This is a genomic window from Salmonella sp. SG203, assembly GCF_013350575.1.
Lineage (GTDB): Bacteria > Pseudomonadota > Gammaproteobacteria > Enterobacterales > Enterobacteriaceae > Salmonella > Salmonella enterica.
In genome coordinates this window covers 190,571-216,289 of record NZ_SNMT01000002.1, presented here as the reverse complement: position 1 = coordinate 216,289, position 25,719 = coordinate 190,571, and the positions used below count along the sequence as shown (strand labels likewise).

At 53.5% G+C, this 25,719-nt stretch carries 19 protein-coding genes; 13 read left to right on the top strand and 6 right to left on the bottom strand.

From position 1 onward, the window contains the following. Nucleotides 1-33 precede the first annotated feature (33 nt). From ycaR to HV477_RS04185, 3 genes are all read left to right on the top strand, one after another. A complete protein-coding gene (gene ycaR / locus HV477_RS04195) occupies nt 34-216 on the top strand; it encodes a protein YcaR (protein WP_000350061.1) in 183 nt (60 codons plus the stop codon). After that, complete coding sequence (gene kdsB, locus HV477_RS04190) at nt 213-959, top strand: 3-deoxy-manno-octulosonate cytidylyltransferase (RefSeq protein WP_000011576.1); 747 nt, start codon at nt 213-215, stop codon at nt 957-959. Before ycaR ends, kdsB begins: the two co-directional genes overlap by 4 nt. 210 nt (nt 960-1,169) lie before the next feature. Continuing rightward, on the top strand, nt 1,170-2,063 hold the full coding sequence (locus tag HV477_RS04185; RefSeq protein WP_000436889.1) for a YcbJ family phosphotransferase: 894 nt from the start codon (nt 1,170-1,172) through the stop codon (nt 2,061-2,063). On the opposite strand, the gene elyC is transcribed toward HV477_RS04185, so the two are convergent. Then, a complete protein-coding gene (gene elyC, locus HV477_RS04180) occupies nt 2,043-2,819 on the bottom strand; it encodes an envelope biogenesis factor ElyC (protein ID WP_000899563.1) in 777 nt (258 codons plus the stop codon). The genes HV477_RS04185 and elyC overlap by 21 nt on opposite strands. A gap of 135 nt (nt 2,820-2,954) precedes the next feature. On the opposite strand from elyC, the gene cmoM reads away from it, so the two are divergent. The 7 genes from cmoM (at nt 2,955) to HV477_RS04145 (ending at nt 13,899) form a co-directional block, all read left to right on the top strand. Next, nucleotides 2,955-3,758, top strand: a complete 804-nt coding sequence (gene cmoM / locus HV477_RS04175; RefSeq protein WP_001154025.1) for a tRNA uridine 5-oxyacetic acid(34) methyltransferase CmoM — start codon at nt 2,955-2,957, stop codon at nt 3,756-3,758. Then, nucleotides 3,751-5,073 (top strand): chromosome partition protein MukF, encoded by a 1,323-nt coding sequence (gene mukF / locus HV477_RS04170; protein WP_001288828.1) that lies wholly within the window; start codon nt 3,751-3,753, stop codon nt 5,071-5,073. The genes cmoM and mukF overlap by 8 nt, the downstream gene beginning before the upstream one ends. After that, on the top strand, nt 5,054-5,758 hold the full coding sequence (gene mukE / locus HV477_RS04165) for a chromosome partition protein MukE (protein WP_000060025.1): 705 nt from the start codon (nt 5,054-5,056) through the stop codon (nt 5,756-5,758). The genes mukF and mukE overlap by 20 nt, the downstream gene beginning before the upstream one ends. After that, entirely contained in the window at nt 5,758-10,224 is a 4,467-nt protein-coding gene (gene mukB / locus HV477_RS04160; protein ID WP_079899238.1) for a chromosome partition protein MukB, read from the top strand. The genes mukE and mukB overlap by 1 nt, the downstream gene beginning before the upstream one ends. 344 nt (nt 10,225-10,568) lie before the next feature. Further along, complete coding sequence (ldtD, locus tag HV477_RS04155; protein ID WP_000925889.1) at nt 10,569-12,416, top strand: L,D-transpeptidase; 1,848 nt, start codon at nt 10,569-10,571, stop codon at nt 12,414-12,416. 259 nt (nt 12,417-12,675) lie between these two features. Continuing rightward, complete coding sequence (locus HV477_RS04150) at nt 12,676-13,224, top strand: YcbK family protein (RefSeq protein WP_000357052.1); 549 nt, start codon at nt 12,676-12,678, stop codon at nt 13,222-13,224. Between the two features lie 27 nt (nt 13,225-13,251). Continuing rightward, nucleotides 13,252-13,899 carry an MBL fold metallo-hydrolase gene (locus HV477_RS04145; RefSeq protein WP_114063900.1) on the top strand — a complete coding sequence of 216 codons (648 nt, stop codon included), beginning with the start codon at nt 13,252-13,254 and terminating at the stop codon, nt 13,897-13,899. A gap of 61 nt (nt 13,900-13,960) precedes the next feature. Here the strand turns inward: HV477_RS04145 and aspC are convergent, their stop codons facing one another. From aspC to pncB, 4 genes are all read right to left on the bottom strand, one after another. Then, a complete protein-coding gene (gene aspC / locus HV477_RS04140) occupies nt 13,961-15,151 on the bottom strand; it encodes an aspartate transaminase (RefSeq protein WP_000462653.1) in 1,191 nt (396 codons plus the stop codon). A 184-nt stretch (nt 15,152-15,335) separates the two neighbouring features. Then, nucleotides 15,336-16,427, bottom strand: a complete 1,092-nt coding sequence (gene ompF, locus HV477_RS04135) for a porin OmpF (RefSeq protein WP_000977709.1) — start codon at nt 16,425-16,427, stop codon at nt 15,336-15,338. 605 nt (nt 16,428-17,032) lie between these two features. Next, entirely contained in the window at nt 17,033-18,433 is a 1,401-nt protein-coding gene (asnS, locus tag HV477_RS04130; RefSeq protein WP_000117870.1) for an asparagine--tRNA ligase, read from the bottom strand. Between the two features lie 169 nt (nt 18,434-18,602). Beyond that, nucleotides 18,603-19,805, bottom strand: coding sequence for a nicotinate phosphoribosyltransferase (gene pncB, locus HV477_RS04125; RefSeq protein ID WP_023234496.1), 1,203 nt, complete (start codon nt 19,803-19,805; stop codon nt 18,603-18,605). 266 nt (nt 19,806-20,071) lie between these two features. Between pncB and pepN the strand changes: the two genes are divergently transcribed. The 3 genes from pepN to zapC all read left to right on the top strand — a co-directional run bounded on the left by pepN (nt 20,072) and on the right by zapC (nt 24,610). Further along, entirely contained in the window at nt 20,072-22,684 is a 2,613-nt protein-coding gene (gene pepN / locus HV477_RS04120) for an aminopeptidase N (RefSeq protein WP_023241234.1), read from the top strand. Between the two features lie 207 nt (nt 22,685-22,891). Then, on the top strand, nt 22,892-23,902 hold the full coding sequence (gene pyrD, locus HV477_RS04115) for a quinone-dependent dihydroorotate dehydrogenase (RefSeq protein WP_000291723.1): 1,011 nt from the start codon (nt 22,892-22,894) through the stop codon (nt 23,900-23,902). Between the two features lie 165 nt (nt 23,903-24,067). Next, on the top strand, nt 24,068-24,610 hold the full coding sequence (gene zapC / locus HV477_RS04110) for a cell division protein ZapC (protein ID WP_001220671.1): 543 nt from the start codon (nt 24,068-24,070) through the stop codon (nt 24,608-24,610). Here zapC and HV477_RS04105 read toward each other — a convergent pair. After that, a complete protein-coding gene (locus HV477_RS04105; protein WP_079899240.1) occupies nt 24,607-25,716 on the bottom strand; it encodes a YcbX family protein in 1,110 nt (369 codons plus the stop codon). The two genes, zapC and HV477_RS04105, sit on opposite strands and share 4 nt — an antisense overlap. Nucleotides 25,717-25,719: the final 3 nt, after the last annotated feature.

Here is a 25,719-nt window from a genome sequence, read left to right as displayed (position 1 = left end):
AAGGATTCACAATCCGGTCCATCTGGAGGAACTATGGATCATCGTCTGCTTGAAATCATCGCCTGCCCGGTATGTAACGGCAAACTCTGGTATAACCAGGAACAGCAAGAATTAATTTGCAAACTGGATAATCTCGCTTTCCCGTTACGCGACGGCATTCCTGTATTGCTGGAAAATGAAGCTCGCGCCCTGACATCTGATGAGAGTAAATCATGAGTTTCGTCGTCATCATTCCGGCCCGTTTCTCATCTACCCGACTGCCAGGCAAACCATTAGTGGATATTAATGGTAAGCCCATGATTGTTCATGTCCTGGAGCGGGCGCGCGAATCTGGCGCGGAACGCATTATTGTCGCCACCGATCATGAAGACGTGGCTCGTGCGGTAGAAGCGGCTGGCGGCGAAGTGTGCATGACGCGCGCCGATCACCAGTCCGGCACCGAACGGTTGGCGGAAGTGGTAGAGAAGTGCGGATTCAGCGACGATACCGTTATTGTGAACGTTCAGGGCGATGAGCCGATGATCCCGGCGGTTATTATTCGCCAGGTCGCGGAAAATCTGGCGCAGCGCCAGGTTGGCATGGCGACGCTGGCGGTGCCGATTCACAGCGCCGAAGAAGCGTTTAACCCGAATGCGGTAAAAGTCGTGCTGGATGCTGAAGGCTATGCGCTCTACTTTTCCCGGGCGACGATTCCCTGGGATCGCGACCGCTTTGCAAAAAGTCTGGAAACGGTAGGGGATACTTGCCTTCGTCACCTGGGCATTTATGGCTATCGCGCGGGATTTATCCGCCGTTACGTGAGCTGGCAACCCAGCCCGCTGGAACATATTGAAATGCTGGAGCAACTCCGTGTGCTGTGGTACGGCGAAAAAATTCATGTCGCCGTCGCCAAAGCGGTGCCCGGCACGGGCGTAGACACCGCCGACGACCTGGAGCGCGTGCGCGCTGAAATGCGTTAACATGATCCTGTTCATGATCGTCTTAGACGGTCATGAACAGCGCGGTATGATAGCGCAAAGATGAATACTCACGTCTGCTCATCAGTGGCGGCTTTCTCGTACCGTTACGATTTTCCTCATTTTTCTTTTCTTCCCTTGATCTGATACGGGTGACATCTGTCCATACGACGCTCATTATTAAAGCAGTAGCACTAATGGGGGTAATCTGGAATGGAACAGTTGCGGGCCGAACTCAGTCATTTGTTGGGTGAAAAACTTAGCCGTATAGAGTGCGTGAATGAGAAAGCGGATTCCGCATTGTGGTCATTATATGACAGCCAGGGAATTCCGATGCCGCTGATGGCGCGAAGTTTTACCACTCCCGGCGTTGCGCAGCAACTGGCATGGAAAACCTCAATGCTGGCGCGTAGCGGTACGGTGAGGATGCCGGTAATCTATGGCGTATTGACGCATGAAGAGCATCCTGGTCCGGATGTGCTGCTACTGGAACGACTGCGCGGTGTGCCGGTCGAGGCGCCGGCGCGCACTCCGGAACGCTGGGAACAGCTAAAAGATCAGATTGTCGAAGGATTGTTAGCCTGGCATCGGCAGGATAGCCGCGGTTGCGTGGGCGCTGTAGACCATACTCAGGAGAATATCTGGCCTTCCTGGTATCGTCAGCGGGTGGAGGTGCTGTGGACGACGCTAAATCAGTTCAGCAATACCGGCCTGACGATGCAGGACAGACGTATTCTGTTTCGTACCAGAGAATGTCTTCCTTCGTTATTTGAAGGGTTTAACGATAACTGCGTACTGGTGCATGGCAACTTCTGCCTGCGCAGTATGCTTAAAGACGCCCGTAGCGATCAGCTTCTGGCAATGGTCGGCCCCGGGCTGATGCTGTGGGCGCCGAGAGAGTTCGAACTGTTTCGCCTGATGGATAATCCATTGGCGGAGGGATTGCTTTGGCATTATCTGCAACGCGCGCCAGTGGCGGAGTCCTTCATCTGGCGGCGTTGGCTCTATGTGCTGTGGGACGAGGTTGCGCAATTGGTCAATACCGGACGTTTTAACCGTACCAATTTTGATCTGGCGGCGAAATCATTACTCCCCTGGCTTGCCTGATATGCCTTTCAGCCATTGCCAAAGTCGCCCTAATGTTTCATACCCAGCGCGATCGCTGTGCATCAGCCAGACCGGGGACGGAATTGCCCGCTCCCAGGGATTGAGCGGCGAATCGATCGCCAACTGATTCGCCGGTGCGGGAAGCGGATTCAGCCCGGCATGCTGAAAGAAAATCATCGCACGCGGCAAATGCGAGGCGGAGGTTACCAACAGGAAAGGGGCGTCGCCGATGGCCTGCTTAACGGCGGCGGCTTCTTCTTCCGTATCTTTTGGCTTATCCAGCGTAATAATATCGCTACGCGGTACGCCCAGCGACTGCGCCACCCGCGCACCGACTTCCGCCGTGCTTACCGTATTGGTTTTTGCTACGCCGCCGGTAAAAATCAGCCTGGCTCCCGGATTCGCGCGCCACAGCCGAATGCCTTCCGCCAGCCGCGGCAAGCTGTTGTTAATTAAATTAGAGCTCGGCGCCCACTGCGGGTTCCAGGTATAGCCGCCGCCGAGAACCACAATATATTCCACCTTTTGCGGACCCTGCCAGGTAGGGTAGCGGTTTTCTATCGGACGCAGCAGATGGTCAGAGACGGGTTGCAGGCTTAATAGCAATAGCGCCAGCCAACCTACGCTGATAAATACTTTTCCGGTCTTCTGAAAGCGGCTAAACCAGAGCAGCGCCAGGCCGACGCCAATCATCAGCAACATCAGCGGAAGCGGCAATAACATACCGCCAATCACTTTCTTTAGCGTAAAAAGCATCCTTTTTGGTTCCTTTTTTAACCATATAGCGGAGGATTAACGGTGATATTACACCAGACAGGTTCATTCTGGCCGCGGCTGTGACAAAATAGCGGTTTTATCAGATAACGCCTGAGCCAGCCTGTGGAGAGTCCGATGCAGGATCGCAATTTTGATGACATTGCTGAAAAGTTTTCCCGTAACATTTACGGCACGACCAAAGGACAACTGCGGCAAGCCATTCTGTGGCAAGACCTGGATCGCGTGCTGGAGGAGATTGGCGGGCGGAAACTGCGGGTGCTGGATGCCGGCGGCGGCGAAGGGCAAACGGCGATTAAGATGGCGGAACGCGGCCATCAGGTAACATTATGCGATCTGTCTGGCGAAATGATCGCCCGCGCGCGGCAGGCGGCCGAGGCAAAAGGTGTGAGCAAAGACATGCATTTTATACAATGCCCGGCTCAGGACGTCGCTTCGCATTTGGAAAGCCCGGTTGATCTGATATTGTTTCATGCTGTGCTGGAGTGGGTAGCCGATCCTGTCGGCGTATTAGAAACGCTCTGGTCAGTATTGCGCCCTGGCGGCGCGCTGTCGTTGATGTTCTATAACGCTAACGGTTTGCTGATGCACAATATGGTGGCGGGTAATTTTGACTACGTGCAGGCGGGGATGCCTAAACGCAAGAAGCGCACGCTGTCGCCTGACTACCCGCGCGACCCCGCGCAGGTGTACCAGTGGCTGGAGGCGATTGGCTGGCAGATTACCGGTAAAACCGGCGTGCGTGTGTTTCATGATTATCTGCGTGAAAAACACCAGCAGCGTGACTGTTATGAGACCCTGGTCGAACTGGAAACGCGTTATTGCCGCCAGGAGCCGTATATTAGCCTTGGGCGCTACATTCATGTCACCGCGATTAAAAGCCCGGCGCTAGCCGCAGATGCAAGGATAACCTATGAGTGAATTTTCCCAGACAGTCCCCGAACTGGTTGCCTGGGCCAGAAAAAACGACTTTTCCATCTCGCTGCCGGTAGACAGACTTTCCTTTCTGCTGGCGGTCGCCACGTTGAACGGCGAACGCCTTGACGGCGAGATGAGTGAAGGCGAGCTGGTGGATGCATTCCGCCATGTGAGTGATGCGTTTGAGCAAACCAGCGAAACCATCGGCGTGCGCGCGAACAACGCGATTAACGATATGGTGCGTCAACGTCTGCTGAACCGCTTTACCAGCGAGCAGGCTGAAGGCAATGCGATTTACCGATTAACCCCGCTCGGGATTGGCATCACCGATTACTACATTCGTCAACGCGAATTCTCTACGCTGCGTCTTTCTATGCAGTTGTCGATTGTGGCCGGCGAATTGAAGCGCGCGGCGGATGCGGCAGCGGAGGGGGGCGATGAGTTCCACTGGCATCGCAACGTTTACGCGCCATTGAAATATTCGGTGGCGGAGATTTTCGACAGTATCGATCTCACCCAGCGCATCATGGATGAACAGCAGCAGCAGGTGAAAGACGATATCGCACAACTGCTGAATAAAGACTGGCGGGCGGCGATTTCCAGCTGTGAGCTGCTGCTTTCCGAAACGTCCGGTACTCTGCGCGAGTTGCAGGATACGCTGGAGGCGGCGGGCGATAAGCTGCAGGCTAACCTGCTGCGCATTCAGGATGCCACGATGACGCACGACGATCTGCATTTTGTCGACAGGCTGGTGTTTGACTTACAAAGTAAACTTGACCGCATTATCAGTTGGGGTCAACAGTCTATTGATTTATGGATCGGCTACGATCGTCACGTGCATAAATTTATCCGTACCGCGATCGATATGGATAAAAACCGTGTCTTCGCCCAGCGGTTGCGCCAGTCCGTGCAGACTTATTTTGACGATCCGTGGGCGCTAACCTACGCGAATGCCGATCGTCTGCTGGATATGCGCGATGAAGAGATGGCGTTGCGTGACGATGAAGTCACCGGGGAGTTGCCGCCGGATCTGGAATATGAAGAGTTTAACGAGATCCGCGAGCAGTTAGCGGCCATCATTGAGGAACAGCTGGCTATCTACAAAACCAGACAAACGCCACTGGATCTTGGGCTGGTGGTGCGCGAGTATCTGGCGCAATACCCGCGCGCGCGTCATTTCGACGTGGCGCGTATTGTTATCGATCAAGCGGTACGTCTTGGCGTAGCGCAAGCAGATTTCACCGGACTGCCAGCCAAATGGCAGCCGATTAATGATTACGGAGCCAAGGTACAGGCGCATGTCATTGACAAATATTGAACAAGTGATGCCGGTTAAGCTGGCGCAGGCGCTGGCGAATCCGTTATTTCCGGCGCTGGATAGCGCATTACGTTCGGGCCGCCACATCGGGCTGGACGAACTGGATAATCATGCCTTTCTGATGGATTTTCAGGAATACCTGGAAGAGTTTTACGCGCGTTATAACGTGGAACTGATTCGCGCGCCGGAGGGGTTCTTCTACCTGCGTCCGCGTTCTACCACGCTTATCCCGCGCTCGGTGTTATCCGAACTGGATATGATGGTCGGTAAAATTCTCTGCTACCTCTATCTTAGCCCGGAGCGTCTGGCCAACGAAGGGATCTTTACTCAGCAGGAGTTGTACGACGAGCTGCTTACCCTTGCGGACGAAGCCAAACTGCTAAAGCTGGTGAATAACCGCTCGACGGGATCTGACGTTGATCGTCAGAAACTGCAGGAAAAGGTGCGTTCTTCTTTAAACCGCCTGCGTCGTTTGGGCATGGTATGGTTTATGGGCCACGACAGCAGCAAATTCCGCATTACCGAATCGGTCTTCCGCTTTGGCGCGGATGTCCGTGCCGGCGACGATCCTCGCGAGGCGCAGCGTCGTCTCATCCGCGACGGGGAAGCGATGCCCATTGAAAACCATCTGCAACTTAATGATGAGACCGAAGAGAGTCAGCCGGACAGTGGAGAGGAAGAATAATGATTGAACGCGGTAAATTTCGCTCGCTAACGCTGATTAACTGGAACGGTTTTTTTGCCCGCACTTTTGACCTGGATGAACTGGTCACGACGTTATCCGGGGGCAACGGCGCCGGGAAATCCACGACGATGGCGGCGTTCGTCACGGCGCTGATCCCGGATCTCACATTACTGCACTTTCGTAACACCACGGAAGCCGGCGCCACCAGCGGTTCGCGCGATAAAGGTCTGCACGGTAAGCTGAAGGCGGGCGTCTGTTACTCCATGCTCGACACCATTAATTCCCGCCATCAGCGGGTGGTGGTCGGCGTGCGTCTGCAGCAGGTCGCTGGGCGCGATCGCAAAGTGGACATCAAACCGTTCGCTATCCAGGGGCTGCCGATGTCGGTACAGCCGACACAACTGGTGACGGAGACATTAAACGAACGTCAGGCGCGCGTACTGTCGCTTGCTGAGCTGAAAGACAAGCTTGACGAGATGGAAGGCGTGCAGTTTAAGCAGTTTAACTCCATCACCGATTATCATTCGCTGATGTTTGACTTAGGGATTATCGCCCGTCGTCTGCGCTCCGCTTCCGATCGCAGTAAATTCTATCGTTTGATAGAGGCCTCGCTGTACGGCGGGATCTCCAGCGCCATTACCCGATCGCTACGCGATTATTTATTGCCGGAAAACAGCGGCGTGCGCAAGGCATTCCAGGATATGGAAGCGGCGCTGCGCGAGAACCGACTCACGCTGGAAGCGATTCGTGTTACCCAATCCGATCGCGATCTGTTTAAGCATTTGATCAGCGAAGCCACCGATTATGTGGCGGCAGATTATATGCGCCACGCCAATGAGCGTCGGGTTCACCTTGATCAGGCGTTGGCGTTTCGACGCGAACTGTACACATCGCGCAAACAACTGGCGGCGGAGCAGTACAAGCACGTCGATATGGCCCGTGAGTTGGGCGAACATAACGGCGCCGAAGGTTCTCTTGAGGCGGATTACCAGGCGGCGAGCGATCACCTGAATCTGGTGCAAACCGCGCTGCGCCAGCAGGAAAAAATTGAACGCTACGAAGCGGATCTTGAAGAGCTGCAGATTCGACTCGAAGAACAAAACGAAGTGGTGGCGGAAGCCGCCGAAATGCAGGACGAAAATGAAGCGCGTGCCGAAGCCGCCGAGCTGGAAGTCGATGAACTCAAAAGCCAGCTTGCGGATTACCAGCAGGCGCTGGATGTACAGCAAACGCGCGCGATTCAGTATAACCAGGCGATATCAGCGCTTTCCCGCGCTAAAGAACTTTGCCATCTGCCGGATCTAACGCCGGAAAGCGCCGCCGAATGGCTGGATACTTTCCAGGCAAAAGAGCAGGAAGCTACGGAAAAACTGCTGTCGTTGGAACAAAAAATGAGCGTGGCGCAAACCGCGCACAGTCAGTTTGAGCAGGCTTATCAGCTGGTAGCGGCGATCAACGGCCCGCTGGCGCGTAGCGAAGCCTGGGACGTGGCGCGCGAGCTGTTACGGGACGGCGTGAACCAGCGTCATCTGGCGGAACAGGTACAGCCGTTGCGGATGCGCCTGAGCGAACTGGAACAGCGGCTGCGCGAGCAGCAAGAGGCGGAACGTCTGCTGGCTGAGTTCTGTAAGCGACAGGGCAAAAATTTTGATATTGACGAACTGGAAGCGCTGCATCAGGAGCTGGAAGCCCGCATCGCGTCCTTGTCTGATAGCGTGTCGTCAGCCAGCGAACAGCGTATGGCCTTGCGTCAGGAACAGGAACAGCTGCAATCCCGTATCCAGCATCTGATGCAACGCGCTCCTGTCTGGCTGGCGGCGCAGAATAGCCTGAACCAGCTTAGCGAACAGTGCGGCGAGGAGTTTACGTCCAGCCAGGAAGTGACCGAATACCTGCAACAGCTACTGGAGCGTGAGCGCGAAGCCATTGTCGAACGCGACGAAGTGGGCGCGCGTAAAAATGCGGTTGATGAAGAGATCGAACGTTTAAGCCAGCCGGGCGGCGCGGAAGATCAGCGTTTGAATGCGCTGGCGGAGCGTTTTGGCGGGGTACTGCTGTCGGAAATCTACGACGATGTCAGTCTTGAAGATGCGCCGTACTTTTCCGCACTGTATGGCCCGTCGCGCCATGCGATCGTCGTACCGGATTTATCGCAAATAGCCGAACAGCTTGAAGGTCTGACCGACTGCCCGGAAGATCTGTACCTGATCGAAGGCGATCCGCAGTCTTTTGATGACAGCGTATTCAGCGTTGACGAGCTGGAAAAGGCGGTGGTCGTGAAAATTGCCGACCGTCAGTGGCGTTATTCGCGTTTCCCGTCGCTGCCTATTTTTGGCCGTGCGGCGCGCGAGAACCGTATTGAAAGTCTCCATGCGGAACGGGAAGTGCTTTCCGAGCGCTTTGCCACGCTCTCGTTTGACGTGCAGAAAACCCAGCGTTTGCACCAGGCGTTCAGCCGTTTTATCGGTAGCCACCTTTCCGTTGCCTTTGAGGACGATCCGGAAGCGGAAATTCGCCGACTGAACGGGCGTCGCGTCGAGCTGGAGCGCGCGCTGGCGACGCATGAAAGCGACAACCAGCAGCAGCGCCTTCAGTTTGAGCAGGCGAAAGAGGGCGTTTCCGCGCTTAACCGTTTGCTGCCGCGGCTGAATTTATTGGCCGATGAAACGCTGGCCGATCGGGTCGATGAAATTCAGGAGCGGTTGGATGAGGCGCAGGAAGCGGCGCGATTTGTGCAGCAATATGGCAACCAGTTAGCCAAACTGGAGCCAATGGTTTCCGTTCTGCAAAGCGATCCGGAACAGTTTGAGCAGTTAAAAGAAGACTATGCATGGTCGCAGCAAATGCAGCGCGACGCGCGCCAGCAGGCTTTTGCGCTGGCTGAAGTCGTCGAACGTCGGGCGCATTTCAGCTATTCCGACTCGGCGGAAATGCTGAGCGGCAACAGCGATCTCAACGAAAAGCTGCGCCAGCGGCTGGAGCAGGCGGAAGCCGAGCGTACCCGCGCCCGCGAAGCGCTGCGCAGCCATGCCGCGCAGTTAAGTCAGTACAGCCAGGTCCTGGCCTCGCTAAAAAGCTCTTACGACACGAAAAAAGAGCTGCTTAACGATTTGCAGCGCGAATTACAGGATATTGGCGTTCGCGCCGACAGCGGGGCGGAAGAGCGTGCCCGCCAGCGTCGCGATGAACTGCACGCCCAGTTGAGCAATAACCGTTCGCGTCGCAATCAGCTTGAGAAAGCGCTCACCTTCTGCGAAGCGGAGATGGAGAACCTGACCCGTAAGCTGCGCAAGCTGGAGCGTGATTATCATGAAATGCGCGAGCAGGTCGTGACCGCGAAAGCCGGCTGGTGCGCAGTCATGCGGATGGTGAAAGACAATGGCGTGGAACGCCGTCTGCACCGTCGTGAGCTGGCTTATCTGTCGGCGGATGAACTGCGCTCCATGTCGGATAAGGCGTTGGGCGCGCTGCGCCTGGCCGTCGCGGATAACGAACATCTGCGCGACGTATTGCGTCTGTCGGAAGATCCGAAACGCCCGGAACGTAAAATCCAGTTCTTTGTGGCCGTTTACCAGCATCTGCGCGAACGTATTCGTCAGGATATTATTCGTACCGACGATCCGGTTGAAGCCATTGAACAAATGGAGATTGAGCTGAGCCGTCTGACGGAAGAGCTGACATCGCGTGAGCAAAAGCTAGCGATCAGTTCCCGCAGCGTGGCAAACATTATCCGCAAGACTATCCAGCGTGAGCAGAACCGTATCCGTATGCTGAACCAGGGGTTGCAAAGCGTCTCGTTTGGCCAGGTGAATAGCGTGCGGTTAAACGTCAACGTGCGTGAAACGCATGCCACCTTGCTGGATGTGCTTTCAGAACAGCAGGAGCAGCACCAGGATCTGTTTAACAGCAATCGTCTGACCTTCTCCGAAGCGCTGGCGAAACTGTACCAGCGCCTGAATCCGCAGATCGATATGGGGCAACGCACGCCGCAGACCATCGGCGAGGAGTTGCTGGACTACCGTAACTATCTGGAAATGGAAGTTGAAGTTAACCGTGGGTCCGACGGCTGGCTGCGTGCGGAATCCGGCGCGCTATCAACGGGGGAAGCTATCGGGACCGGGATGTCAATTCTGGTGATGGTGGTGCAAAGCTGGGAAGACGAAGCGCGCAGACTGCGCGGGAAAGATATTTCGCCATGTCGTCTGCTGTTCCTCGATGAAGCGGCGCGTCTGGATGCGCGCTCTATCGCCACGCTGTTTGAACTATGCGAACGTTTGCAGATGCAGCTCATCATCGCTGCGCCGGAAAACATCAGTCCGGAGAAGGGCACGACCTATAAACTGGTGCGTAAAGTGTTTCAGAATACTGAGCATGTTCATGTTGTCGGGCTGCGTGGCTTTGCGCCGCAGCTTCCGGAAACGCTTCCCGGTACGCAGGCGGAAGATACGCCTTCAGAAGCGAGTTAAACACGGCAGAAACGATGACGTGCCCGATGGCGCCTCGCTTATCAGGCAAGGCCGGATAAGTCGGTTACGCCGCCATCCGGCACAACAAGTTCTGCTTTATCATTAGCCTGGGGCGGCGAAAGCCGCCTTTTTCTTTATCTGAAAAATCTCTCCGGGTAGTGCATTTTCTTTAAACTTCTTTACATTAGGTTAGGCAAAAACGTAACGAACTTTATATACTGGAGTTAAGCCTGACGAGTGAGCAGGCTGACTCGTCATACTAAACAAAAGCATTGGTTGCGGTTGACCCGCGCTGCGGGCAGCACAGTCATGCGGAGTATGATAACGAAAACAGGGGGCAAGGGATGTTGCTTAATAAGATGTGTGGTCGTTGTCTGTCGGCAATCAGTTTATGCCTGGCCGTAACATTCGCTCCACTGTTCAATGCGCAGGCCGATGAGCCTGAAATGATACCTGGCGATAGCGCCGTTGCCGCGACGGATCAGGCTGGGCCGCAGAAACAATCAGCCGCGACGGCGATTATGGCCGGGATTCAGCCGCTGCCGGAGGGCGTTTCAGCCGAGAAAGTCCGGGCTGATTTACAGTCGCAGCTTCCTTCCGGCTATACGCCGGTCTATATGAGCCAGCTGACATTGCTGTATGCCGCGCGCGACATGAAGCCCATGTGGGATAATCGCGATGCGGTGAAAGCCTTCCAGCAACAGTTGGCGGAGGTGGCGATTGCCGGATTCCAGCCGCAGTTTACCGCCTGGGTGGCATTGTTGACCGATCCCGCCGTAAACGGTATGGCGCGCGATGTTGTGTTGTCAGACGCCATGATGGGCTATCTCCATTTCATTGCGAATATCCCCGTCAAAGGCCAGCGCTGGTTATATAGCAACAAACCTTACGCATTGGCGACGCCGCCAGTCTCGGTGATTAACCAGTGGCAAATCGCGCTGGAAGAGGGGCAGTTGCCGATGTTTGTCGCCAGCCTGGCGCCGCAGCATCCACAGTATGCGCCCATGCATGATGCGCTGCTGAAGCTGGTGGCGGACTCTCGCCCGTGGCCGCAGTTGACCAATACCGCGACGCTGCGCCCGGGGCAATGGAGTAACGATGTGCCTGCGCTGCGCGAAATATTACAGCGTACGGGGATGCTGGATGGCGGTCCAAAGATAGCCTTACCCGGCGATAACACTGCTGATAGCGCCGTCGTCAGCCCCTCCGCCGCGGTAGTCGAAACATCGGTGGCGCAGCCGGTCGACGAACCAACGGCCCGCCGTAGTAAGTCGGCTCCGGCGGCACGCGCCTACGATCGTGAGCTGGTCGAGGCGGTAAAGCGTTTTCAGGCATGGCAAGGGCTGGGGGCGGATGGCGTTATTGGCCCGGCGACGCGTAACTGGCTTAATATGACCCCCGCGCAACGCGCAGGCGTACTGGCACTGAATATCCAACGTTTACGCCTGCTGCCGGCGGAACTCTCTACCGGTATTATGGTAAACATTCCCGCTTATTCGCTGGTCTACTATCAGAATGGCAACCAGGTGCTGGCTTCAAGGGTGATCGTCGGGCGTCCCGATCGTAAAACGCCGATGATGAGCAGCGCGCTGAATAATGTGGTGGTGAACCCGCCGTGGAACGTTCCGCCCACGCTTGCGCGTAAAGACATTTTACCGAAGGTGTGGAATGACCCAGGCTATCTGGAGCGCCATGGCTACACCGTGATGCGCGGCTGGAACAGCAAAGAAGCGATCGATCCGTGGCAGGTTGACTGGGCCACCATTACGCCATCGAATCTTCCGTTCCGTTTCCAGCAGGCGCCAGGCGCGCACAATTCGCTGGGGCGTTATAAATTTAATATGCCGAGTTCAGATGCTATCTATCTGCACGATACGCCTAACCATACTCTCTTTCAGCGTGACGCCAGGGCGTTAAGTTCCGGCTGCGTGCGGGTCAATAAGGCCTCTGAACTGGCGAATATGCTCTTGCAGGATGCTGGCTGGAACGATGCGCGGATCTCAGGCGCCCTGAAGCAAGGCGACACGCGGTATGTCAATATCCGGCAGAACATTCCAGTAAATCTTTACTATCTGACCGCGTTTGTCGGCGCAGATGGACGTATGCAATATCGTACAGATATTTACAATTACGATCTCACAGCGCGATCCAGCGCACAAATTGTGCCAAAGGTTGAACAATTAATCAGGTAAATGAAGAAGTTCTGGTAAATATGTTGTCCTAATGTTTGGCTTCAACGGGGCGTTTCGCTGTAGACCCCCGTTGTGGCTGGGGGAGGGCCATCTTGACGCGGGCTTTATCGGCAGTTAAGGTGCCTTTCGTGCGCCAGAAGTGCATATACAACAACCTTTAAGTCGACCGGGCCGTTCAGAAGTCTGTGCCAGCCGGTATCATGTCTGCTTAAAGGTAGAAGTGTATTAACGATAACATTGACCTGTAGACCTGATTATCATGGACAAATTTGACGCTAATCGCCGCAAGCTGCTGGCGCTTGGTGGTGTCGCTCTCGGCGCCGCCATCCTGCCCGCGCCAGCGTTTGCCACACTCTCGACCCCACGCCCGCGCATTTTGACGTTAAACAATCTCCATACCGGAGAGTCAATCAAGGCGGAGTTTTTCGATGGAAGAGCCTACATTCAGGATGAATTAGCAAAGTTAAACCATTTTTTCCGTGACTATCGCGCGAATAAAGTCCGATCAATCGATCCCCGCCTGTTTGACCAACTTTACCGACTTCAGGGGCTGTTAGGGACGCGTAAACCTGTGCAGCTCATCTCAGGCTACCGTTCTCTTGATACCAATAATGAATTACGCGCCCGTAGCAGCGGCGTAGCGAAAAAAAGCTACCATACAAAAGGGCAGGCGATGGATTTTCATATTGAAGGCGTGGCGCTGAGCAATATTCGCAAAGCGGCGTTATCTATGCGCGCAGGTGGTGTAGGATATTACCCACGTAGTAACTTTGTGCATATTGATACCGGGCCGGCGCGGCACTGGTAATCAGCGAGGCTTAATCAAAGGAGCAGTATGAACTATCGTATTATTCCGGTCACCGCGTTCTCCCAGAACTGTTCATTAATCTGGTGCGAACAAACCCGGCTGGCGGCACTGGTCGATCCGGGCGGCGACGCGGAAAAAATTAAACAGGAAGTGGACGGCAGCGGCGTGACGTTGATGCAAATTTTACTCACGCATGGGCATCTCGATCATGTCGGCGCGGCGAGTGAACTGGCGCAGCATTACGGCGTTCCTGTTATCGGTCCGGAAAAAGAAGATGAGTTCTGGCTGCAAGGACTGCCGGCGCAAAGCCGCATGTTTGGTCTGGATGAGTGTCAGCCGCTGACGCCTGATCGCTGGCTGAACGACGGCGATCGCGTCAGCGTAGGGAATGTGACGTTACAGGTGTTACATTGTCCGGGACACACGCCGGGACACGTGGTTTTCTTTGATGAACAGTCGCAACTGCTGATCTCCGGCGATGTGATTTTCAAAGGTGGCGTCGGGCGCAGCGATTTTCCTCGCGGCGATCACACCCAGTTGATTGACGCCATTAAGCGTAAATTATTGCCGCTTGGAGATGATGTGACCTTTATTCCTGGCCACGGCCCGCTCTCTACGCTCGGGTACGAGCGTCTGCATAATCCCTTCTTGCAAGATGAGATGCCGGTCTGGTAAGCAGAATGAAAAAGCCTGCACATTGCAGGCTTTTTTATCGGTCACGCCAGTCGGCAGCTTTTTACAGTACCGCGACAATGGCTTCGCACAGTGGCGCCATATTATCCGGGGTCATGCCCGCCACATTCACGCGACCAGAAGCCACGGCATAAACGCCGAACTCTTCACGCAGACGCAGCACCTGATCTTTGGTCAGACCGCTGAATGAGAACATCCCGTTCTGCTTGATAATAAAGCTGAAGTCACGGTTCGCGCCTTTTTCCTGCAAGGTATTCACGAACAGTTGACGCATACGCTGAATACGCTGGCGCATGTCCGTCAGTTCCTGTTCCCAGATAGCTCGCAGGGCGTCATTACTCAGGATAGTCGCGACGATGGACGCGCCGTGCGCTGGCGGGTTGGAGTAGTTAGCGCGAATGGCGGATTTCATCTGGCTAAAAGCGCGATCCACGGTTTCCGCATCGGCGGCAACGAGGGTGCAGGCGCCGACGCGCTCATTATATAAGCCGAAGTTTTTGGAGTAGGAGCTGGCGACAATAAGCTCTTTATGCAGCGCGGCAAAGGCGCGCAGACCTTCCGCATCTTCTTCCAGGCCGCGGGCAAAGCCCTGGTAGGCGAAATCGAATAGCGGCAGCCACCCTTTTTCAACGGAAAGCTCAGCCAGAACCTGCCACTGTTCCAGAGTAGGGTCAATGCCGGTTGGGTTATGGCAGCAACCGTGGAACAGAACCACATCGCCGGCCTGTGCTTCGCTCAGGCTGGCTTGTAGCGCTTCAAAATCCAGCGTGTGATTTTCCGCATCGTAGTAAGCGTACTCCCGAACTTCCAGGCCGGCAGCGTTAAACACGCTTTTGTGGTTCGGCCAGCTGGGGTTGCTCACCCACACCCGTTTTACCGGAGTATTTTTTGCCAAAAAATCGGCGGCAATGCGTAACGCGCCGGTACCACCCGGTGTTTGCGCCGTGCGTGCGCGCTTATCGTTAATCAGCGCGCTGCCTTTGCCGAACAGCAGTTCCTGAGTGCAGCGAGCAAATTCCGGAATCCCGTCAATGCCGAGATAGTTTTTCGTCGTTTCATTTTCCAGTAAATACTGCTCGGCTTTTTTAACGCTGGTGAGCACCGGTGTTTTGCCGGTTTCATCTTTATATACGCCAATGCCAAGGTTAATTTTCCCTGGACGGTCATCGGCGCGAAACAGATCGGCCAGGCCCAAAATCGGGTCGGCAGGAGCGGCGGTTATGTTCTCAAACATGACGAGGTTCCATTATAGTTACAGAAGGGAAATCCGCTATCAGGTTAACGGCAGATTTACAAAATGCCAACCGTTAGCGCTAAAAAGCCCGCCTGTTTTTGAAAGACGCACATTTTCTCTAAGAGAGATAAAAAAACAGGACCGAAGTCCTGTTTTTGAGGCATAAAACAAAGGGGTCTGCTGATCAGAACTGGTAAGTAATACCGACAGCCGCCTGATCGTCGGTGCCAACGTAGCTGGAGCTGTAGTCGTTTTCGTCCAGCAGGTTGAAACGGTAGTCAACCCATACGTTCATGTTTTTGTTGAAGTAGTAAGTCGCGCCTGCCTGAATATATTTCGCCAGATCGGCCGAGCCGTCGGCGCCGTTCAACTGCTTACCTTTACTCTGCACATACGAGATTGCCGGACGCAGGCCGAAGTCAAACTGGTACTGAGCGACCACTTCCAGGTTCTGCGTTTTGTTTGCCATTTCCACGGTATCGGTAACCGTATTTTCAACAATGCTCATATTGCGGGTTTCAGCATATACGGCAGCCAGGTAGACGTTGTTTGCATCATATTTCGCGCCAACGGCCCATGATTCTGCGCGATCGCCATTACCATCGCGATCCTGCTGATCGTTAGTACGCTTGCTGTTGCTGTACGCTGCGGTGACGCCAAAGCCGTCGAACTCATATGCCATGGTGTAACCTACGCCATCGCCATTCTGAGAGTTAATGCTGTGGTTGTCCTGATTTTTACCCTGATACTGGATACCGAAAGAGAGACCGTCCACCAGACCAAAGAAGTCAGAGTTACGGTAGGTCAACAAACCGCCAGCACGGCTGGTCATGTAGTTATCAGTATAGGCGCCGCCCCAGGTTTCGCCGGAGAAGTAGGGGGCCATATCGGTATAGGATTCAACATCGTAAACGATACCGTAGTTACGACCATAATCGATTGAACCCACTTCCGCGTATTTCAAACCCGCGAAAGCCAGACGGACCAGATTCGAGTTCTGCTGTTCGCCTTCAGCGCGGTCTGCTTTAGTACGGTATTCCCACTGACCGAAACCGGTCAGATCGGTGTTAATCTGCGTTTCCCCTTTAAAACCAATCTGGGCATAAGTCTGGTCGGCATTTTTGCTATCGCCGGTCGTTGTCCATACGTGACGACCCACGGCTTTACCGTACAGATCCAGCTTATTACCATCTTTATTATAAATTTCTGCTGCGTTTGCGGTTGCAGCAGCCAGCAGGGCAGGGATCACCGCTGCCAGGATTTTGCGCTTCATCATTATTTATTACCCTCATTGGTTTTTTTATATGACACCTGCCACTGCCGTCAATAAATTCCGTCAATAAAACTTTACAGAAATATTGATGAGAGTTTGGTGTCTTTATGTGTCTGACAGGCATCTTTCCATTCAAACTAACGTTTCGCTACCGTGAAAGTGCTACAAATATGAAGATTTGGTTTCAAAAGGAAAAAATATGTAAACAAATGTTATTTTCGCGGAACTTTGTGAACAACGTCAAACTTCCCCTGAGTTCTCGCTTTGATTTGATCGTTTTTCTTTTATCACTATGATTTTATTGTAATTATTGGCTTGTAGCACCGTTGTGCCTGAAAAAGCAGCAGACGAGCTATTTCATAAAAATAGCCATTTAGAAGTCTTGATGTCCGAAATTGTGGTGAAAAATTGTGCTATTAGAGCAGAAAAATCTAATCCGCAATAAAATTAAGGATTAATTTTTATGTGTAAATATTTTCGTGAAATATACAGTAACAAGATGTGGTAATTCAGATGGTTGTAATTAAATTTATTTACTTATTGATAATAAAACTGACATTCAGGCGAAAAAAAGGCCAGCATAGCTGGCCTTGAGTGTGACGTAAAAATCAGAAGCTGGCGTTGCGTGGGGTCCGTGGGAACGGAATAACATCACGCACGTTTTGCACACCAGTGACGTAAGCGATAAGGCGTTCAAAGCCCAAGCCAAAGCCGGAATGCGGTACAGTACCGTAGCGACGCAAGTCGCGATACCACCAGTAATCCTCTTTATTCAGCCCCATTTCGGCCATACGGGCATCCAGCACATCCAGACGCTCTTCACGCTGGGAACCACCGATGATTTCGCCGATTCCCGGCGCCAGCACATCCATGGCCGCCACGGTTTTGCCATCTTCGTTAAGGCGCATGTAAAACGCTTTAATTTCTTTCGGATAGTTTTTCACCACTACCGGCGCTTTGAAATGCTCTTCCGCCAGATAACGTTCGTGTTCGGAAGAGAGGTCGACGCCCCAGAACACCGGGTTTTCAAATGTCTTACCACAGCGTTCCAGAATGGCGACCGCATCGGTGTAATCCACCTGAGCGAAGTCGGTAGAGACAAAACGCTCCAGACGAGCGATAGCGTCTTTATCCACGCGTTCGGCAAAGAACTTCATGTCATCCGCACGCTCTTCCAGAACCGCGTTGAAGACATATTTCAGCATGGCTTCCGCCAGACGGGCGTTGTCTTCCAGATCGGCGAACGCCACTTCCGGCTCCAGCATCCAGAACTCCGCCAGGTGGCGGCTGGTGTTGGAATTTTCCGCGCGGAAGGTCGGCCCAAAAGTATAGATTTTGGACAGCGCACAGGCATACGTTTCACCGTTGAGCTGGCCGGAGACGGTCAGGAATGATTCTTTGCCAAAAAAGTCTTTGTCAAAATCTACTCTGCCCTGGTCGTTACGCGGCAGGTTTTCCAGATCCAACGTTGAGACGCGGAACATTTCGCCAGCGCCTTCGGTATCGGAAGCGGTAATCAGCGGGGTAGAGACCCAAAAGAAACCCTGCTCATCGAAGAAGCGATGCAGCGCCTGCGCCAGAGTATGGCGGACGCGCGCTACCGCGCCAATCAGGTTGGTGCGCGGGCGCAGATGCGCGACCTCACGCAGATACTCAATGCTATGGCGTTTTGCCGCCATCGGGTAGGTATCCGGATCTTCCACCCAGCCTGCGACCTCTACTTTCGTGGCCTGGATTTCGAAACTTTGCCCCTGTCCCGGCGACGCGACAACCTTACCTGTTACTACCACGGAGCAGCCTGTCGTCAGGTGTAATACTTCTTCATTATAATTGGGCAGAGAATTATTAATGACAGCCTGTACAGGATCAAAGCAGGAGCCGTCATAAACGGCGAGGAAGGAGATGCCAGCTTTTGAATCTCGGCGGGTACGCACCCATCCGCGCACGGTGACTTCTTGGTCAACGGCTACGCGGCCCTGGAGTACGTCGGCTACAGGCACAACGCTCATAATATTCTCTCTAGTTAATAGTCGGAAAAAATAAACACTTGTCCACCCGAAATGGGGGTATTCCTATGTTACCTGGCATCTGCAATCAGACAAGCAGAAATCGCAGCTGAAGTGAAAGATTTCGGAAATAAACCTGAAAAAGGAGCCCTGGCAGGCTCCCTGGGAAGAATTAACTGGCTTTGCGGATCTGCGGGAGATCAAAGGCTTTACGCAGCGCGCGCACAAACGCTTTATCATGACAGATCGTTTTACCGGGGCTGTCGGAAAGTTTAGCCACCGGCTTTCCGTTACATTCCACGAGTTTAATCACGATATTGAGCGGTTTTACCTGAGGGATATCGCAGGTCAGGCGGGTACCGATGCCGAAGCTTAACTGCACGCGAGAGGCGAAATGGCGATAGAGCTCGACCGCCTTTGGCAGATCAAGGTTATCTGAAAAGACCAGCGTTTTTGTCAGCGGATCAATCCCCAGCTTTTCATAATGGGCAATCGCCTTTTCGCCCCATGCGACAGGGTCTCCTGAGTCGTGGCGTAACCCCTGATAACGGCTGGCGAATTCAATGCCGAAATCGCGTAAAAACGCATCCATTGTAATGCAATCTGTCAATGCGATACCAAGCTGGTCCGGATATTCGTTAAGCCAGGCGGCCAACGCGGCACGCTGGCTAGTCGCCAGGTCCGGACTGATTTGTTGATGCGCCTGGAACCATTCGTGCGCCTGAGTGCCCATCGGCGTCAGCGCCAGGCGACGCGCGAGATCATAGTTGCTGGTGCCGACGAACCATGACTCCTGCTGGAGACGTTTAACTATCGCCTGCTGCACTTCACGAGAGAAACGGCGGCGGGTGCCGAAGTCCATCAGGTGGAAGCGGGACATATCGAGATCGGCGGTTAACGCAGTGAAATCAACCAGCTTACTTTCCAGCGCGTCGAGCGCCTGATCAACGCCCGCGTTTGGCGAGCGGTAGTGATGAACCAGCTCACTGATCACGGCCAGCAGCGGCACTTCCCACATAATGACTTCACGCCACGGGCCGGTTAAGCGAATATGCAGCTTGCCGTTATCGTTGGTGACACAGACTTGATCTGGGTTATAGCGAAACTCGCGTAACCAGTTCAGATAATCCGGTTTAAAAAAGGGCAGGCCGGAGAGCCACTGGAACTCGTCCTCCTGGAGGCGCAGGTGCTGCATCGCGTCCACCTGCTCGCGAATAGCATCGGCATAAATACCCAGCAGGTCGTCGCCACGGCAACGAAACTCAGCCGCTACCTGCACATCATAGTAGTGGTGAAAAACGGCTTGCTGCATATGCAACTTATAAGCATCTGTATCCAGCAACGAGTGCAGAACAGGAGAAGCGAATTGTGTCATAGGTGCGCTGTTGCGTCCTCTCACGGGAGCGTTTAGTACAATAAACAACTAAGAAAACCGCTGGAGTATACCTTGTTTAGCGATTTATTGAACCCCGATCACACCATAAGCTGTCTTTAGGGTCGAGCGCATTTCGTGCCCCATGTTATAAAAATGTAGCAAATAGGCCGTTTGTGCCTGAAAAGATGAACATTCTGCGTAGCGCGATTTGCGCAACAGGAATAGACTGGAGTCGACACTCTACACAAAGATGCGAAAGGTTTTTTATGACACAACAGCCACAAGCCAAATACCGCCATGACTATCGCGCGCCGGATTACCAGATTACTGATATTGACTTGACCTTTGACCTCGATGCCGAAAAAACCGTGGTCACCGCAATAAGCCAGGCTGTTCGTCATAGCGCGCCTGATGCGCCTCTTCGCCTTGATGGGGAAGATTTAACGCTGGTATCTATCCACGTCAACGATGCGCCGTGGACAGCATATAAGGAAGAAGAGGGCGCGCTTATCATCAGCGACCTGCCAGAGCGTTTTACGTTACGCATTGTCAACGAGATAAGTCCGGCGGCGAATACGGCGCTGGAAGGATTGTACCAGTCAGGCGATGCGCTCTGTACCCAGTGTGAAGCGGAGGGCTTCCGCCATATTACCTGGTATCTTGACCGCCCGGACGTACTGGCGCGATTTACCACCAAAATTATTGCCGATAAAAGCAAATATCCGTTCCTGCTCTCCAATGGCAACCGTGTTGCACAGGGCGAGCTGGAGAATGGCCGTCACTGGGTTCAGTGGCAAGATCCGTTCCCGAAACCGTGTTATCTGTTTGCGCTGGTGGCCGGTGATTTTGACGTGCTGCGCGATACCTTTACCACCCGCTCCGGGCGTGAAGTCGCATTAGAACTGTACGTTGACCGTGGCAATCTGGATCGCGCGCCGTGGGCAATGACCTCGCTGAAAAATTCCATGAAATGGGATGAAACGCGTTTTGGGCTCGAATATGACCTCGACATCTATATGATTGTCGCGGTGGATTTCTTTAATATGGGCGCGATGGAGAATAAAGGTCTCAATATCTTTAACTCCAAATACGTGCTGGCGCGAACCGATACCGCGACGGATAAAGATTATCTCGATATTGAGCGCGTGATAGGTCATGAGTATTTCCACAACTGGACCGGCAACCGCGTCACCTGCCGCGACTGGTTCCAGTTGAGCCTGAAAGAGGGGCTAACCGTGTTCCGCGATCAGGAGTTTAGCTCTGATTTGGGGTCACGCGCGGTGAACCGCATCAGTAACGTGCGTACCATGCGCGGTTTACAATTCGCGGAAGACGCCAGCCCGATGGCGCATCCTATCCGCCCGGATAAAGTAATCGAAATGAATAACTTCTACACCCTCACCGTTTATGAAAAGGGTGCGGAAGTCATTCGCATGATCCACACGTTGCTGGGTGAGGAAAATTTCCAGAAGGGGATGCAGCTTTATTTTGAGCGCCATGACGGCAGCGCCGCGACGTGTGATGACTTCGTACAGGCGATGGAAGATGCTTCTAATGTCGATTTGTCCCATTTCCGCCGCTGGTACAGTCAGTCCGGCACGCCGATTGTAACGGTAAAAGATGATTATAATCCGGAAACCGAGCAGTACACGTTGACCATCAGCCAGCGCACTCCGGCGACGGCGGATCAGGCGGAGAAGCAGCCGCTGCATATTCCATTCGCCATCGAACTGTACGATAACGAAGGCAACGTCATTCCGTTGCAAAAAGGTGGTCATCCGGTCAATGCCGTGCTGAACGTCACGCAGGCGGAGCAGACATTTACCTTCGATAATGTTTACTTCCAACCTGTTCCGGCCTTGCTGTGCGAGTTTTCAGCGCCGGTGAAACTGGAATATAAATGGAGCGATCAGCAGTTGACGTTCCTGATGCGCCATGCGCGCAATGATTTCTCCCGTTGGGATGCGGCGCAAAGCCTGCTGGCCACATACATTAAACTGAATGTGGCGCGTCATCAGCAGGGGCAACCGCTATCGCTTCCGGTGCATGTCGCTGATGCGTTCCGCGCAGTACTGTTGGATGAGAAAATCGATCCGGCGTTGGCCGCAGAAATTTTAACGCTGCCTTCGGCCAATGAAATTGCGGAGCTGTTTGAGGTCATTGACCCGATCGCCATTGCGCAAGTTCGTGAAGCGCTAACGCGTACGCTGGCGGCAGAACTGGCGGATGAGTTCTTAGCTATCTATAACGCCAATCATCTGGATGAGTATCGTGTTGATCACGGCGATATCGGTAAGCGCACGCTGCGCAATGCTTGCCTGCGCTTCCTGGCGTTCGGCGAGACGGAGCTGGCTAATACGCTGGTCAGCAAACAGTATCGCGACGCCAATAATATGACCGATGCGCTGGCGGCCCTGTCTGCTGCGGTGGCGGCGCAGTTGCCGTGCCGCGATACGCTGATGCAGGAGTATGACGATAAGTGGCATCAGGACGGCCTGGTGATGGATAAATGGTTTATCCTGCAATCCACAAGCCCGGCGGAAAATGTACTGGAAACCGTACGCGGCCTGCTCAAACACCGTTCTTTCAGTATGAGCAACCCGAACCGCATCCGTTCATTAATTGGCGCGTTTGCTGGCAGCAACCCGGCGGCGTTCCATGCGCAAGACGGTAGCGGATACCAGTTCCTGGTCGAGATGCTGACCGATCTGAATAGCCGTAACCCGCAGGTAGCATCTCGCCTCATTGAACCGCTGATTCGTCTGAAACGTTATGATGATAAGCGTCAGGAGAAAATGCGTGCGGCGCTGGAGCAGTTAAAAGGACTGGAGAATCTTTCCGGCGATCTGTACGAGAAGATAACTAAAGCGTTAGCCTGACAGTATCCGTTATAAAGAGGTAAGACATGCCCGGTAAGCGTTAGCGCTGCCGGGTATTTTTTTGCCGGATGATGACGCTCGCTGGCGAAACGTGAAGTGAGAATGAAGGAAAACGATTGCTATTTATTGCCGTAGGTCAATTCCCTTTTGCTTTGTTATCGCCCATAATACGCCCCCGGTTTGCACACCGGGAATCCAGGAGAGTTCATGTACTATCCCTTCGTTCGTAAAGCCCTTTTCCAGCTCGATCCAGAGCGCGCTCATGAATTTACATTTCAACAATTACGCCGCATTACAGGTACGCCGCTGGAAGCGCTGGTACGCCAGAAAGTACCGACAAAGCCGGTTACCTGCATGGGACTTACCTTTAAAAATCCACTGGGGCTGGCTGCCGGTCTGGATAAAGACGGGGAGTGCATCGACGCGTTAGGCGCGATGGGGTTTGGCTCCCTGGAAATCGGCACCGTGACGCCGCGCCCACAGCCGGGTAACGATAAGCCGCGTCTTTTTCGTCTGGTGGATGCTGAAGGTCTGATCAATCGGATGGGCTTTAATAATCTGGGCGTCGATAACCTGGTCGAGAATGTTAAAAAAGCCCATTTTGATGGTATTCTGGGAATTAACATCGGTAAAAATAAAGATACGCCTGTCGAAAATGGCAAAGATGACTACCTGATTTGTATGGAAAAAGTCTATGCTTATGCGGGTTATATCGCCATTAATATTTCTTCGCCGAATACGCCAGGGCTACGTACGCTCCAGTATGGCGATGCGCTGGACGATCTGTTAACTGCCATTAAAAATAAGCAAAACGATCTTCAGGCGATCCACCATAAATATGTGCCGGTGGCAGTAAAGATCGCGCCGGATCTTTGTGAAGAAGAATTGATCCAGGTTGCCGATAGCCTGCTTCGTCATAATATTGATGGGGTGATTGCGACAAATACCACCCTCGATCGTTCTCTGGTACAAGGAATGAAAAATTGCCAGCAAACGGGGGGATTAAGTGGCCGGCCATTACAATTAAAAAGCACAGAAATTATTCGCCGTTTATCCCAGGAGTTAAAGGGACAATTGCCTATTATCGGCGTCGGCGGCATTGACTCAGTTATCGCCGCGCGCGAGAAGATAGCGGCAGGAGCTACGCTGGTACAAATTTATTCCGGCTTTATTTTTAAAGGCCCGCCATTGATTAAAGAAATCGTAACGCACATCTAAACTTTAGCCTTTATCAGACAACCAGGGCTTTATTTCCGGCGCTGGTTGTTTTATATTTCTCCACTGTTGCTTATTTAGACATTTTAGGCTTTTATTATTGGGGTAATAAACGAAGCGGCAAAAGGACAATGCTGTTACGAGTTGCTTAAAAGCGGGAGAGAGGTAATGCGAATTAAACCTGACGATAACTGGCGCTGGTATTATGATGAAGAGCACGATCGTATGATGCTCGATCTCGCCAATGGTATGCTTTTTCGCTCGCGCTTCTCTCGTAAAATGCTTACGCCGGACGCGTTTTGCCCGACCGGTTTTTGTGTGGATGATGCCGCGCTCTATTTTTCCTTTGAAGAAAAATGCCGGGATTTCGAATTAACCAAAGAGCAACGCGCGGAGTTGGTATTGAATGCGCTGGTGGCGATTCGCTATCTCAAACCGCAGATGCCAAAAAGCTGGCATTTTGTAGCGCATGGCGAAATGTGGACCCCGGGAACGGGCGATGCCGCAAGCGTCTGGTTAAGCGATACGGCGGAACAGGTTAATTTGCTGGTCGTTGAGCCGGGAGAAAATGCCGCGTTGTGTCTGCTGGCCCAGCCGGGCGTGGTGATAGCAGGCCGAACCATGCAGCTTGGCGATGCGATTAAAATTATGAACGACAGGCTGAAACCGCAGGTTCACTGTCACAGTTTCAGCCTTGAACAAGCGGTTTAATTCTCCAGTCGTAACGCGGTCTTAGGCACGCAGCTACAGCTCAGAATCGTACCATCGTCACCCATAGCCGATTTTTTCAGCGGACTTACTTCGCCTTCCAGCAAACGTATCCGGCAGCAACCACAGATACCAGCCCGGCAAGAATACGGAATACGAATTCCCTGATTCTCCAACTGTTCCAGTAGCACCTGTTGATTATTCCCGCAGAAGGTTTGCCCCTGCCAGTCGATGGTTACACTCCCGTCCGGGTGTTTCTCTGGCGTAACGCTGTCGTCGACCGTTGTGGCGCCATAAGCTTTTGCCGGAGCTGTCGCCAGAATCTCCACTTCATCGCCGACGCGAACGACGCCGCTATTGCGGGCAATCAGATTCTGACCGAAATCCACATCGCCATTGTCCTGGGCGGTACGAAAAGCTTGCAGTGTCGCCAGCGGTTCGCCGGAAGGATGTTTTTGCCCCTTTTCAGGGCTGACGGTCGTAAAAATACAGCGGCTACAGGGCTTCACGACGTCAAAAATCACATCGCCAATGCGAAGCACTTTCCAGCTATCTTCCTCCCAGGCCGCTACGCCGGAAACCACTAAGTTTGGGCGAAATTGTTCCATTTGTACGCCTGCCGGACAACGCTGTTGCAGATCGCGCAGCGAGGCTTCGTTGGTCAATAAATACGGGTAGCCATCGGCAAATCCCAGCGGCACCGCGTTATGTCGTTTGACCCGGCGCGTCAACTGCGGCCCAACCCAGCGCAACTGGACATCGCGGGAGAAAAAGCCGCTCAACCATTGATTAATCGCCGTCGGGGCGACGCGAGCGGTAAAATGGTTTCCCCAGACCTCGGTCGGCGCATCCTGCGGGGTAAAATCCGTAAAGCGAACCAGCGCGCTACTGCCGTCTGGCGCGGTCAAATGGAGGCCGTCGTGTAAGGGAGAGGGGGTAAAACGTACCATTTGTGGAAACTGGCGGGCGGTAATAAATGTGCCGTCAGGCTCGGTCACCATGAAGATGCGATCAAAAGCCAGGCCGCTGATATCTGCCAGCGCATGAGTGAGGCCAATGCCGCGCATGGATTTGACCGGATGAATAAAGAGCCGTGATAACGTCGCCACCGT